The organism is Ponticoccus litoralis (assembly GCF_039769985.1).
In the GTDB taxonomy this organism is placed as follows: Bacteria; Pseudomonadota; Alphaproteobacteria; order Rhodobacterales; family Rhodobacteraceae; genus Ponticoccus; species Ponticoccus litoralis.
The window spans coordinates 329,118-341,331 of the sequence record NZ_JBDNCH010000002.1 but is presented as its reverse complement, the minus strand read 5'-3'; the positions used below and the strand labels follow the sequence as shown (position 1 = coordinate 341,331).

The 12,214-nt window shown below is 67.7% G+C and carries 10 protein-coding genes and 1 pseudogene; 7 read left to right on the top strand and 4 right to left on the bottom strand.

Annotated features, from left to right (window positions below; all coding sequences use genetic code 11):
- Positions 1-327 precede the first annotated feature (327 nt).
- Together ABFB10_RS02715 and ABFB10_RS02710 are read right to left on the bottom strand one after the other, a co-directional pair.
- Positions 328-1,095, bottom strand: coding sequence for a putative zinc-binding metallopeptidase (locus tag ABFB10_RS02715; RefSeq protein WP_347165276.1), 768 nt, complete (start codon positions 1,093-1,095; stop codon positions 328-330).
- A 133-nt stretch (positions 1,096-1,228) separates the two neighbouring features.
- Positions 1,229-1,288: pseudogene (locus tag ABFB10_RS02710) on the bottom strand (hypothetical protein); the annotation flags it as partial.
- A 140-nt stretch (positions 1,289-1,428) separates the two neighbouring features.
- Between ABFB10_RS02710 and ABFB10_RS02705 the strand changes: the two are divergent.
- The 3 genes from ABFB10_RS02705 to arsJ all read left to right on the top strand — a co-directional run bounded on the left by ABFB10_RS02705 (position 1,429) and on the right by arsJ (position 4,723).
- Positions 1,429-2,280, top strand: a complete 852-nt coding sequence (locus ABFB10_RS02705; RefSeq protein WP_347165275.1) for a metalloregulator ArsR/SmtB family transcription factor — start codon at positions 1,429-1,431, stop codon at positions 2,278-2,280.
- Positions 2,277-3,275 carry an ArsJ-associated glyceraldehyde-3-phosphate dehydrogenase gene (locus ABFB10_RS02700; protein ID WP_347165274.1) on the top strand — a complete coding sequence of 333 codons (999 nt, stop codon included), beginning with the start codon at positions 2,277-2,279 and terminating at the stop codon, positions 3,273-3,275. Before ABFB10_RS02705 ends, ABFB10_RS02700 begins: the two co-directional genes overlap by 4 nt.
- 188 nt (positions 3,276-3,463) lie before the next feature.
- Entirely contained in the window at positions 3,464-4,723 is a 1,260-nt protein-coding gene (gene arsJ / locus ABFB10_RS02695; protein ID WP_347165273.1) for an organoarsenical effux MFS transporter ArsJ, read from the top strand.
- 112 nt (positions 4,724-4,835) lie between these two features.
- On the opposite strand, the gene kynU is transcribed toward arsJ, so the two are convergent.
- Positions 4,836-6,029 carry a kynureninase gene (kynU, locus tag ABFB10_RS02690; protein WP_347165272.1) on the bottom strand — a complete coding sequence of 398 codons (1,194 nt, stop codon included), beginning with the start codon at positions 6,027-6,029 and terminating at the stop codon, positions 4,836-4,838.
- 240 nt (positions 6,030-6,269) lie between these two features.
- Between kynU and ABFB10_RS02685 the strand changes: the two genes are divergently transcribed.
- From ABFB10_RS02685 to ABFB10_RS02670, 4 genes are all read left to right on the top strand, one after another.
- Complete coding sequence (locus ABFB10_RS02685; RefSeq protein WP_347165271.1) at positions 6,270-6,716, top strand: methyltransferase family protein; 447 nt, start codon at positions 6,270-6,272, stop codon at positions 6,714-6,716.
- A 131-nt stretch (positions 6,717-6,847) separates the two neighbouring features.
- On the top strand, positions 6,848-8,422 hold the full coding sequence (locus tag ABFB10_RS02680) for a Re/Si-specific NAD(P)(+) transhydrogenase subunit alpha (protein ID WP_347167914.1): 1,575 nt from the start codon (positions 6,848-6,850) through the stop codon (positions 8,420-8,422).
- Positions 8,423-8,438: 16 nt separating this feature from the next.
- On the top strand, positions 8,439-9,872 hold the full coding sequence (locus tag ABFB10_RS02675; protein WP_347165270.1) for an NAD(P)(+) transhydrogenase (Re/Si-specific) subunit beta: 1,434 nt from the start codon (positions 8,439-8,441) through the stop codon (positions 9,870-9,872).
- A gap of 262 nt (positions 9,873-10,134) precedes the next feature.
- Positions 10,135-10,740, top strand: a complete 606-nt coding sequence (locus ABFB10_RS02670) for a biotin transporter BioY (protein WP_347165269.1) — start codon at positions 10,135-10,137, stop codon at positions 10,738-10,740.
- Between the two features lie 135 nt (positions 10,741-10,875).
- On the opposite strand, the gene ABFB10_RS02665 is transcribed toward ABFB10_RS02670, so the two are convergent.
- Complete coding sequence (locus tag ABFB10_RS02665) at positions 10,876-12,087, bottom strand: bifunctional alpha/beta hydrolase/OsmC family protein (protein WP_347165267.1); 1,212 nt, start codon at positions 12,085-12,087, stop codon at positions 10,876-10,878.
- Positions 12,088-12,214: the final 127 nt, after the last annotated feature.

Here is a 12,214-nt window from a genome sequence, read left to right as displayed (position 1 = left end):
AAACCTCGATCTATTCTTCTGTAAACAAAGGATTTCAGTGTAAATAATTTTCAGAACACCGTGCCAATCTGTAAAGGTTTTTGCCGGATGTCGAGGGAGAGGCCTGTTTTCAAAGCCGCGGCCCGGCGCTGGCAAACTTTGCAAACTCGCCCGAAAAAGAGGCGTTTTGGCAAAGCCTGAAAACCGGGGGTGTGACAAAAGGATGCGCCCCAAAGGGTTGTACCGCTAACATCCTCACGTTGCACGGCGGGCGCCGAATCCCGGCGTCACGGCGCTGGCGCGACAGCGGGTGGTCCCGGGGACCGGCTGTGACGGGCTTTCGCGCGGTCAGCTGCCGATCCGCAGGGCCGTGTGGGCGAAGGCCAGCTTTTCGCGGACCGCGGGCGTCAGCACGAAGGGGTAGAGGTCCGGCAGGTCCAGCGCGCGGTTCACGTGGTTCATCGCGATGCTGATGTCCACGGCCAGGGTCAGCAGCCGCTGGGTATCGGCGTCCTCATAGGCATCGTAGTCGGCGGGCGGGCCATCGGGCAGCGACAGGCCGGAGGCGGTGGTGCTGTCCAGAAGGTCCGTCAGGTGCAGCAGGTGGGCGATGGTCTCGGCCCAGTCCTCGTGCGGGTGGGCGGTGGCGTAGGCCGTGATATGGGTTTCGCCGGGCGGTTCGGGGGTCTTGTAATGGGTTGTCAGGGCGTCGCCGTAATCGGCGCGCTCGTCGCCAAAGCTCTTGCGGAAGGCCCCGAGGAAGGCCGGGTCGCCGGACAGCCGGAGAAAGAGGAAATGCGCCATCTCGTGCCGGATGTGGCCGATCATGGTGCGGTAAAGCTCGCCGAACTGCGCCTGTCGCTGGGCCAGCACCATGTCCGAGGCCTCTGTCACGTTGAGGGTGATCGTGCCGCCCGCATGGCCCATGATCACGTCGGTCGTGCCGCTGGCGGTCTGCTCGGAGAGCATCCGGAAGGCCGGGCGGGCGCCCGGGTCGCCGGGCGTGAACCAGCCCCAGCGCATCAGGTTGGCCAGCACCCAGCGCTTGGCGTGTTCGCTCCGCTCCCACAGCGGCATGTTCTCGGGTTCGCGCAGGTCGGGCACCGTTTCGGTCATCGCGCAGGACCGGCAGAGCGTGCCGCCCTCGGTACGTCCAGTTGCAGCCGATATCGTCGCGGTTGGCGCAGAAGGGCAGATCCTGCTGCATGGTCTGGCTGTCCGGGTCGAAGGTCAGCGGCTGGCCGCAGGTGCAGGCCGTGTTGTGGAAGAAGACGGTCGCGCCGCAGGCGGGGCAGTGGAAGACTTGCATGGATGCTCTCGGGTGGGATGCGCCTTTCAACGCGCTGCGCGGTCTGGCGGTTCCAGGGGTCAGCCGCGCCGGGGCGAAAGAAGACCTGTCGGCGGCAGGAATCGCTTGGCACGGGTTAATATTTCCAATATTCGGGAAATATGGAATCTGTAGCATCATCCCAAGCGGTCGCGCAGCTGACCGCGCTGGCCCATCCCCGCCGCCTTGCGGTCTTTCGCCTGCTGATGCGCCGCTATCCCGACGCGGTGCCGGCGGGCGATCTGGCGCAGGCGCTTGAAATGCCGGCCTCTTCCCTGTCGACCACGCTGGCGCAGCTTCGGCAGGCCGGGCTGATCCGGCAGGACCGGCAGGGCACCTCGCTTCTCTACTCTGCCGATGTGGCGGGGGCGGGCGGCCTCATGACCTACCTTGCCGCGGATTGCTGCCGCGGTCGGGCCGACATCTGTTTTGCCACCCTGGAAAAGGATCCTGCCATGCCTGCCGCATCCCCTCGCAAGCGGACCGTGCTGTTTGTCTGCACCGGCAACTCCGCCCGTTCGATCTTTGCCGAGACCCTGCTGCGCGACATCGCGGGCGACCGGTTCGAGGTTTTCTCTGCTGGAACCCGCCCGCAGAGCGCGCTTAACCCCTTTGCCCTGAAACTGCTGGCGGACAAGGGACATGACACAACGGTGTTACGCGCCAAGCATATCTCGGAGTTTCAGGGCGAGGGCGCACCGCAGTTCGACTTCGTCTTCACCGTCTGCGACCGCGCCGCGAACGAGGAATGCCCGCCCTGGCCGGGCCAGCCGGTGACCGGACACTGGGGCCAGCCCGACCCGGTCAAGGCAGAGGGCACCGAAGCCGAGCGCATGCTGGCCTTCCAGCAGGTCTATGGCGCGCTGAAGAACCGGATCGCGAGCTTTGCCGCGCTGCCGGTGGATACGCTGGACCGGGTCTCGTTGCAGGCGCGGATCGACGACATTGGAAGGATCGAGGACGCATCCGCATGACAGTCTACGCACTCAACGGCCTTGGCCGCATGGGCAAGCTGGCCCTGAAACCGCTGCTGGAGGCAGGCGAGACCATCGCCTGGATCAACGATGCGGTCGGCGACGCGGCCATGCACGCGCATCTGCTGGAGTTCGACACGGTGCACGGGCGCTGGAATGCGGAGTTCTCGCATGACGCGGACAGCATCACCATCGACGGCACCCGCCTGCCGGTCCACCAGAGCAGGACGCTGGACGCCCTGCCGCTGGAGGGCGTCGACGTGGTGATCGACTGCACCGGCTACTACAAGACAGAGGCCCGGATCGCCCCCTATTTCGAACGTGGGGTGAAAAAGGTCGTGGTCTCGGCCCCGGTCAAGGACGGCGATGCGGCGAATGTGGTCATGGGGGTCAACGACGACAGCTACGACCCGGCGCGCCACCGCATCGTGACGGCGGCCTCCTGCACGACCAACTGCCTTGCCCCGGTGGTGAAGGTCATCCACGAGGGGCTGGGCATCCGCCATGGCTCGATGACGACGATCCACGACGTGACCAATACGCAGACCATCGTCGACCGCCCGGCAAAGGACCTGCGCCGCGCGCGCTCGGCGCTGAACTCGCTGATCCCGACCTCGACCGGATCGGCCACGGCGATCACGCTGATCTATCCCGAGCTGACGGGCCGCCTGAACGGCCATGCGGTGCGGGTGCCGCTGCTGAATGCCTCGCTGACCGACTGCGTCTTCGAGGTCGAGCGGGAGACCAGCGTCGAGGAGGTCAATGCGCTGTTCAAGGCAGCCGCCGATGGGCCGCTGAAGGGCATCCTTGGCTATGAAGAGCGCCCGCTGGTCTCGACCGACTATGTCAACGACCCGCGCTCGTCGATCGTCGATGCGCCCTCGACCATGGTGATCAACGGCACGCAGGTGAAGATCTACGCATGGTACGACAACGAATGGGGCTATGCGCACCGGCTGGCGGAGGTGGCGCGGATGGTCGGCGCCTCGCTTTAGGCGCGGCTCCCGGGGTGCGCCCCGGAGACCACAGCGGCAAGACCGCCGGAACCGGGGGCGAACAGAAGGCGCCGTGTCGCCCCCTGACGTGAAAGACGTCGCGACAGGACTGCCCCGGGCGCGCGGCGGGCGGGGCAGGATGCCAGGCCGGGCGCGCCAGGTTGCCGCCCATCAGGATGACAGGACAGATGACCCAGACCCGCACCGCCCACCGCCCCGAAGGCCTGTCGGCCTATATCGCCGTGACCGCCGCCTATTGGGCCTTCATGCTGACCGACGGGGCGCTGCGCATGCTGGTGCTGCTGCACTTCCACACGCTGGGCTTCTCGGCGGTGCAGCTGGCCTATCTCTTCCTGCTGTATGAACTGGCGGGCATCGTGACGAACCTTTCGGCGGGCTGGATCGCGGCGCGCTTCGGCCTGACCGCGACGCTTTACGCCGGGCTGTCCCTGCAGATCGTGGCGCTGCTGGCCCTGGCGCAGCTTGATCCCGGCTGGGCGCTCGGGGCCTCTGTCGTCTATGTCATGGTGGTGCAGGGCCTGTCGGGGGTGGCCAAGGACCTGTCGAAGATGTCCGCCAAGTCGGCGGTGAAGCTGCTGGCACCCGTGGGGCAGGGCGGGCTATTCCGCTGGGTGGCGGTGCTGACCGGCTCGAAGAACGCGGTGAAGGGCTGCGGCTTCCTGCTGGGCGCCGCGCTGCTGGCCCCGGCGGGTTTCGTGCCCGCGATCCTCGGCATGGCCGCCGTGCTGGCTGTTGTGCTGGCGGCAGTGGCGCTGCGCATGCCCCCGGGGCTGCCGGGCGGCAGCAAGGGGGTCAAGTTCGCCTCGGTCTTTTCCACCGACCGCAATGTCAACTGGCTGTCCTTCGCGCGGGTCTTCCTGTTCGGCGCCCGGGATGTCTGGTTCGTGGTGGGCATCCCGGTCTATTTCTACGCCGTCCTCTCCGACGGGTCGGAGGCGGGCAACCGTGCCGCCTTCTTCACCATCGGCAGCTTCATGGCGGTCTGGACGATCCTCTACGGCGCCGTGCAGGCCTGGGCGCCCAGGGCGCTGGGGGCGGCAAGCCGCCCCGAGGCCGAGATCGCCGCCGCCGCGCGCGGCTGGGCGCTGTCGCTGACGGTCGTGCCGGTGCTGCTGGCCGCGCTGGTCGCGCTGGCCGGGGATCCGGCGCCCTGGCTGACCGCGACGATCATCGCCGGGCTGCTGCTCTTCGGCGCGCTCTTCGCGGTGAACTCGGCGCTGCACAGCTACCTGATCCTTGCCTTTTCCAAGGGCGAGAGGGTGACGATGGACGTGGGCTTCTACTACATGGCCAATGCGGCGGGGCGCCTGCTGGGCACGCTGCTGTCGGGGCTCAGCTACCAGATCGGCGGCCTGCCGGCCTGCCTTGCCACCGCCGCCGTCCTGCTGGCGCTCAGCGCCTTCGGGGCGGGCCGTCTGCGGACCTGACCGGCGGCGATGGCGGGGGGCGGTGGCGCCACCGACCGGGGTGGGCGGCAGGCGCGCCGGGCGGCAAGCCGACCGGCGCGCAGACGGCCCGCCCGCAGGCGCCGTGGCAGGCTCAGGTCACCGCCTTGCGCGCCCGGTACTCGGGCTGGTCCCACAGCGCACCGTCCATCACCTCTGCCAGCACCTCGGCGGCGCGGTCGATCTCGGCCTCGCCGATATACAGCGGGGTCACGCCGAAGCGCAGGATGTCGGGGGCGCGGAAGTCGCCGACGACGCCGCGCGCGATCAGCGCCTGCATGATGGCATAGCCCTCGGGGTGGCGGAACGACACCTGCGAGCCGCGCTGGTCATGCGCCCGCGGGGTGGCCAGCGTCAGCGCGGGGCAGGCGGCCTCGACCGCCGCGATGAAGCGGTCGGCCAGCGCCAGCGACCGGGTCCGCAGCGCCGTCATGTCCACCCCCTCCCAGACATCGAGCGCGGCGTCGAGCGCGGCCATCTGCAGGACCGGCGGCGTACCGACCCGCATCCGCGCCACGCCCTCGCCGGGGCGATAGCCCTGTTCGAAGGCGAAGGGCGCATCGTGACCCAGCCACCCGGCCAGCGCCGGTTCAACGTGGTCCGCGTGACGGGCCGCGACAGAGATGAAGGCGGGCGCGCCGGGACCGGCGTTGAGGTACTTGTAGGTGCAGCCCACCGCGAAATCGGCGTTCCCGCCGGTCACGTCGACCGGGAAGGCCCCGGCGGAATGCGCGAGATCCCAGATCGCAAGGGCGCCCCGGGCATGGGCGGTGGCGGTCAGCCGCGCCATGTCGTGGCGCCGCCCGGTGCGGTAGTCGACCTCGGTCACCAGAACGACGGCGGTCTCTTCGGTGATCGCATCCTCCAGCGCCTCGGGGTCCGCCAGTTGCAGGCGATAGTCCGGCCCAAGCAGCTTGATCAGCCCTTCGGCCATGTAGAGGTCGGTCGGGAAATTGCCGGTGTCCGACAGGATCACGTTTCGCCCGGGGTTCAGGGCCACGGCGGCCGCCAGCGCCTGAAACACCTTGATGGACAGGGTGTCGCCGATCACCGTATGCCCCGGCCGGGCGCCGATCAGCCGCCCGATCCGGTCCCCCAGTGCGCGCGGCTGGTCCATCCAGCCGCAGGCGTTCCAGCCGCCGATCAGATGCGGACCCCACTGCTCTGTCACCGTCCGGGCAACGCGCTCGGGCACGGCGCGGGGCAGGGGCCCCAGCGAGTTGCCGTCGAGATAGACCAGCCCCTGCGGGATGTCGAAAAGCCTGCGTGTGGTGGTGAAGTCGGTCATGGGGCCTGTATCCTGTTTGCGCCGCGCCATGGGGCGGCGGGGGTGCGGGCGACCATAGACCGACAGGTGCCGGGCGTCCAAGGGGCCGTTGGCCTTGTGGTCGGGGCGCGCAGAGGCAGAGGGGCGGCGGCCCCGGGGGGCATGGCGCATCGGCCCCGGGCCGCCCCGTGCGACATCGGCAGCCGTTGCGCGCCGCGCCGCCGCAGGTCACCCTTGCGCCGCAATGCGGGGAGAATGCTGATGAAATGGCTCGACATGCCGCCGGTCTGGCTGGCGGCTTTCCTGTCGCTGGCCTGGGTCCAGAAGACCGTCCTGCCCGTCGGCTCCTTCGGCCCGGTCTGGGCGGACCTGCTGGGCGGGCTTCTGGTCGGGGGCGGGCTGCTTCTGGCGGCGCTTGCGGTGACCGAGATGCGCCGCCAGCGCACCACGGTCATCCCGCACCGAGAGGCCGACCGGCTGGTCACAACGGGCATCTTCAGCCGCACGCGGAATCCCATCTACCTTGGCGATTCGATGATCCTTGCGGGGATGGTGCTGTACTGGGACGCGGTGCTGGCGCTGCCCCTGATCCCGATCTTCGTCTGGGTGGTGGAGCGTCGATTTATCGCGCAGGAAGAGGTGCGGCTACGGCGAAAGTTTGTTGCCCAGTACACACGGTATGCGCAACAAACGCGACGATGGCTTTAACTTTCCGTCGCGGTATGGTCTAGAGCGGCGCGACGGTTGTGCACCCCCTTGGGGGATTGTACATCCTATGTGCGTGCTGCGATGCAGAAAGCGCGAGACGCAGGAATTCCTGAACGAGGGGGATGAAACACGTGAGAATCGGGACACCAACAGAGGTCGAGGCCGGTGAGAACCGGGTGGCGATGACGCCCGACTCGGCCCGGCAATTGCAGAAGCTGGGCCACGACTGTCTGATTCAGGCCGGGGCTGGCACAAAGGCCGGCTTCTCAGATGCAGATTACGCGGCAGCCGGGGTAGAGGTCGTCGCCGATGCCGACACCCTGTGGGCAAAGTCCGACATCATCGCCAAGGTGCGCATTCCCACGGATGAGGAACTGGGCCGCCTGAGCGCGGACAAGACGCTGATCACCTTCTTCAACCCCGGCGGCAACGAGGCTGGTCTGGAAAAGGCCAAGGCCTCGGGCGCGTCGGTCATCGCGATGGAAATGGTGCCGCGCATCAGCCGCGCGCAGAAGATGGACGCGCTGTCGTCCATGGCCAACATCGCGGGCTACCGCGCGGTGATCGAGGCGGGCAACAACTTCGACCGCTTCTTCACCGGCCAGATCACGGCGGCGGGCAAGGTGCCCCCGGCCAAGGTTCTGGTGGTCGGCGCCGGTGTGGCGGGCCTTGCCGCCATCGGCACCTCGACCTCGCTGGGCGCGATCACCTACGCCTTCGACGTGCGCCCCGAAGTGGCCGAGCAAGTCGAGTCGATGGGCGCCGAATTCGTCTACCTCGACTTCGAGGAAGAACAGACCGACGGCGCCGCCACCGGTGGCTATGCCTCTGTGTCCTCGCCTGAATTCCGCGAAGCGCAGCTGGCCAAGTTCCGTGAACTCGCCCCCGAGATCGACGTGGTCATCACCACCGCGCTGATCCCCAACCGCGACGCGCCCAAGCTGTGGCTCGAGGACATGGTCAAGGCGATGAAGCCGGGATCGGTCATCGTCGACCTCGCGGCAGAACGCGGCGGCAACGTCGAGGGCACCGTCAAGGACGAGAAGGTCGTGACCGAGAATGGCGTGACCATCATCGGCTACACGGATTTCCCGAGCCGCATGGCGACGCAGTCCTCGACGCTTTACGCGACCAACATCCGTCACATGATGACCGATCTGACGCCCGACAAGGACGGCGAGGTCAACCACAACATGGACGACGACGTGATCCGCGGCGCGACCGTGACCCACAAGGGAGAGATCACCTGGCCGCCCCCGCCGCCCAAGGTGAAGGCCATCGCGGCCCAGAAGCCGAAGGAAAAGGCCAAGGAGCTGACGCCCGAGGAAAAGCGCGCCAACGAGGTTGCCGCCTTCAAGGCGCAGACCGTGCAGCAGGTGACCCTGCTGGCGGTGGGCGGTGGCCTGCTGCTCGCGGTGGGCCTTGTCGCCCCGGCCAGCTTCATGCAGCACTTCATCGTCTTCGTGCTGTCGGTCTTCGTGGGCTTCCAGGTGATCTGGAACGTCTCGCACTCGCTTCACACGCCGCTGATGGCCGTCACCAACGCCATCTCGTCGATCATCATCCTTGGCGCGCTCATGCAGATCGGATCGGGGAGCTTCCTCGTGATCCTGCTGGCGGCCCTGTCGGTCTTCATGGCCGGGATCAACATCTTCGGCGGCTTCCTCGTGACACGGCGCATGCTCGCCATGTTCCAGAAGTCGTAAGGGAGGGGACAGACACATGGATTTCGGTTTCACGACAGCGGCCTACGTGGTCGCAGCCGTCCTCTTCATCCTGTCGCTGGGTGGCCTTTCGGGGCAGGAAAGCGCCAAGCGGGCCGTCTGGTACGGCATCGTCGGCATGGGCCTTGCGGTCTTTGCCACGCTGATCGGCCCGGGCTCTGGCTTCTGGCTGCTCTCGCTGATCCTGATCGCGGCGGGCGGGGCCATCGGCTTCGTCGTCGCCAAGCGTGTCCAGATGACCGAGATGCCGCAGCTTGTGGCGGCCATGCACTCGCTTGTCGGCCTCGCGGCGGTCTTCGTGGGCTTCAACGCGCATTTCGAACTGGGCCGCGTGCTGGCCATGGACGAAACCGCGCGCAAGTCGCTTGAAGGCTTCGCGGCGCTGATCGCCAAGAAGGACTCGGTCGAGGTCAACATCCTGCGGGTTGAGCTCTTCCTCGGCATCTTCATCGGCGCCATCACCTTCACCGGCTCGGTCATTGCCTTCGGCAAGCTGGCGGGCAAGGTGACCTCGGCGGCCACGAAACTGCCGGGCGGCCATCTGCTGAACGCGGGCGCGGCGGGTCTCTCGGTTCTGTGCCTGTTCTGGTACATGGGCAGCGGCGGCTTCTTCCCGCTGTTCCTCATGACGCTGGCGGCGCTGTTTATCGGCTACCACCTGATCATGGGCATCGGCGGCGCCGACATGCCGGTCGTGGTCTCGATGCTGAACAGCTATTCCGGCTGGGCGGCGGCGGCCATCGGCTTCAGCCTGGGCAACGACCTGCTGATCGTGGTCGGCGCGCTGGTCGGCTCTTCGGGTGCGATCCTGTCCTACATCATGTGCAAGGCGATGAACCGGTCGTTTGTCAGCGTGATCCTCGGCGGCTTCGGCGGCGCGGCGGGTCCGGCGGCGGAGATCGAGGGCGAACAGGTCGCCATCGACGTCGACGGCGTGGCGCAGGCGCTGGAAGAGGCGGACTCGGTGATCATCGTTCCGGGCTACGGCATGGCGGTGGCGCAGGCACAGCAGAACGTCGCCGAACTGACGCGCAAGCTGCGTGGGCAGGGCAAAGAGGTGCGTTTTGCCATTCACCCGGTCGCGGGCCGTCTGCCGGGGCACATGAACGTGCTGCTGGCCGAGGCCAAGGTGCCCTACGACATCGTGCTGGAGATGGACGAGATCAACGAGGACTTCCCGGAGACGGACGTCGTCATCGTCATCGGCTCGAACGACATCGTGAACCCCGCCGCGCAGGACGATCCCAACAGCCCCATCGCCGGCATGCCGGTGCTGGAGGTCTGGAAGGCCAAGACCGTCTTCGTGTCCAAGCGTGGGCAGGGCACCGGCTACTCGGGCATCGAGAACCCGCTGTTCTTCAAGGACAACACGCGGATGTACTACGGCGATGCCAAGCAGTCGATCGGCGACCTGCTGACCAAGCTGGGCTGAGGCCTGCGGGGCGGGGCAAGACCGCCGCCCCCCTGAAAGACCCGAGCGGTCCGCCCCCAGTGGGCGGGCCGTTTTTCTTTGCGCCCGTCCCGCAGGGCGCGCGCGGGCAGGGCGCGGGACACCCGCCCCGGCGCCCGCCCGGGGCCGACTTTGCAAACTGTACGCTTTGCAGGATTTGCGCAATTGCCGGGCAAGCCGCTTGCGGCAATGCAGCAAGTCGGGCACAAACACTGAAACGCTTGAACAGAGGACGGGGGCTCCCATGAACCTGACAATGAACCGCAACGTGCTGGCCGAGGCCTTCGGCGCCAATGAGGGAACCGCGCTGCGCGTGAAGCAGGTTGCACTTTTCGTGGCGGGCATCGCCTTCCTGGCCGTGATGGCCAAGATCAAGGTGCCGGTCCCCGGCTCGCCGGTCGCGATGGGCATGGGCACCTTCGCCGTGCTGACCGTCGGCGCCGCCTATGGCGCGCGTCTCGGGCTGGCGACGATCATGGGCTACATGATCCTCGGCATGCTGGGCTTTGACATCTTCCAAAGCTCCACCGCCGACCTGAACGGCATCGAGTACATGATGGGCGGCACCGGCGGCTACCTGCTGGGCTACGTCATCGCCGTGGGCCTGATGGGCGTGCTGGCGCGCCGGGGCTGGGACCGGTCGGCCCCCAAGATGGCGGGCGCGATGCTGCTGGGCAACGTGGTGCTCTACATCCCGGGCCTGATCTGGCTGGGCATGCTTTACGGCTTTGACAAGCCGATCCTGGCATGGGGTCTGACGCCCTTCCTGCTGGGTGACTTCGTCAAGCTGGCGCTGGCGGCGCTGATCCTGCCCGCCGCGTGGAAGCTGATCGGCCGCGCGCGCGGCTGACGCTACCGATACCCGTTACGGACGGCGCCGGGCGAAAGCTGCGGCGCCGTTTTTCGTTCAGGTTGGCTGTTCGGGCCAGTCGTTCGGGCCAGTCGTTCTGACCAGTTGCGCGGGCCGGCTGCGCCGCGCAGTGGATCAGGCCAGCTCTGTGGTGATATGCGCGCCCGCCTCCAGCGTCCGGTGCACGGGGCAGCGGTCGGCGATCTCCAGCAGGCGCGCGCGCTGGTCGTCCGTCAGCGGCCCCTCCAGCGTGATCCGCCGGGTGAACCGGTCGATGCGCGTGTCCTGCGCGGTGCCCGCATCCTGCGCATGCACCTTGTCGTGGCGGACATCGACGCTGACGCCCTCCAGCGGCCAGCCCTTGCGGCGGGCATACATCCGGATCGTCATCGAGGTGCAGGCCCCCAGACCCGCCGAAAGGAAGCCGTAGGGCGAAGGCCCGCGATCCGTGCCGCCGTAGGCTTCGGGCTCATCGGCGACCATGTGGTGATGCGGCCCGTTCTGCACGTCCTGCAAAAAGCCGCCCGGGTCGGCCTCTGTCACGCGGGTCACGCCCTCGGGGGCGCCCACGGGCGGGGCGGGGCGGCGCAGGTCCAGATAGCGCCCGGACCATGCGGCGATCACCCCGGCGGCATATTCGGCGTCCTCGGCAGCGCTGACGAGGTGATCGGCATCGCCAAGCGTGACGAAGCTTTTCGGGTGGCGGGCGGTGGTGAAGATCCGGGTTGCGTTCGAGATGTCCACAACGCTGTCGCGCGGCGCGTGCAGGATCAGCAGGGCGCGTTTCAGGTGAGCGATGTCCTCGGCAAGGGCCTGCCCCTGCACATCCCGGACGAAATCCCGCCCGATGGTGACCGGGCGCCCGCCCAGATCGACCTCTGCGGCGCCGTCGCGCTCGATCGTCTCCAGCGCCTCGGCAAAGTTCCGGGTGACATGGTCGGGGTCGAAGGGCGCGCCGATGGTGACCACCGCCCCGGCCGAGGCGATGTGGCGCGCCGCCCGCAGCATGGCCGCGCCGCCCAGCGAATGCCCGATCAGCAGTCCCGGCGGCATGTCGCGGGCCGTCAGGTATTCCGCCGCCGCACCCAGATCGGCGACGTTCGAGCGGAAGGTGGTATTGGCGAATTCGCCCCCCGAATGGCCCAGCCCGGTGAAGTCGAAGCGCAGCACCGCAAAGCCCATGGCCGCCAACCGGGCCGAGATGCGCCGCGCCGCCGCGATATCCTTGCCGCAGGTGAAGCAATGGGCGAACAGCGCCGTGGCCAGATGCGGCCCCTCGGGCAGGTCGAGCCGGGCGGCAAGGCGGTCGCCGGAATGTCCGGTGAAGGTGACGCGTTCGGTGGGCATGGCGGGGTCCTTCGGATGCGGGCCTTCACACTGTCTTTGCCGGTGGCATGTCACAAGCCTGCGAAGCAGGGCGTCACGCGATGGTGAGGCGGATGGACCGGCTGTTGAAGAACGTTACAGCTCTGAC

What these genes read in the sequence shown, in the direction of transcription:
- ABFB10_RS02700 (WP_347165274.1), top strand. Translation starts at nt 2,277, where the DNA reads ATGACAGTCTACGCACTCAACGGCCTTGGCCGCATGGGCAAGCTGGCC.
- ABFB10_RS02715 (WP_347165276.1), bottom strand. Translation starts at nt 1,095, where the DNA reads ATGACCGAAACGGTGCCCGACCTGCGCGAACCCGAGAACATGCCGCTG.
- ABFB10_RS02705 (WP_347165275.1), top strand. Translation starts at nt 1,429, where the DNA reads ATGGAATCTGTAGCATCATCCCAAGCGGTCGCGCAGCTGACCGCGCTG.
- kynU (WP_347165272.1), bottom strand. Translation starts at nt 6,029, where the DNA reads ATGACCGACTTCACCACCACACGCAGGCTTTTCGACATCCCGCAGGGG.
- ABFB10_RS02665 (WP_347165267.1), bottom strand. Translation starts at nt 12,087, where the DNA reads ATGCCCACCGAACGCGTCACCTTCACCGGACATTCCGGCGACCGCCTT.
- arsJ (WP_347165273.1), top strand. Translation starts at nt 3,464, where the DNA reads ATGACCCAGACCCGCACCGCCCACCGCCCCGAAGGCCTGTCGGCCTAT.
- ABFB10_RS02685 (WP_347165271.1), top strand. Translation starts at nt 6,270, where the DNA reads ATGAAATGGCTCGACATGCCGCCGGTCTGGCTGGCGGCTTTCCTGTCG.
- ABFB10_RS02675 (WP_347165270.1), top strand. Translation starts at nt 8,439, where the DNA reads ATGGATTTCGGTTTCACGACAGCGGCCTACGTGGTCGCAGCCGTCCTC.
- ABFB10_RS02670 (WP_347165269.1), top strand. Translation starts at nt 10,135, where the DNA reads ATGAACCTGACAATGAACCGCAACGTGCTGGCCGAGGCCTTCGGCGCC.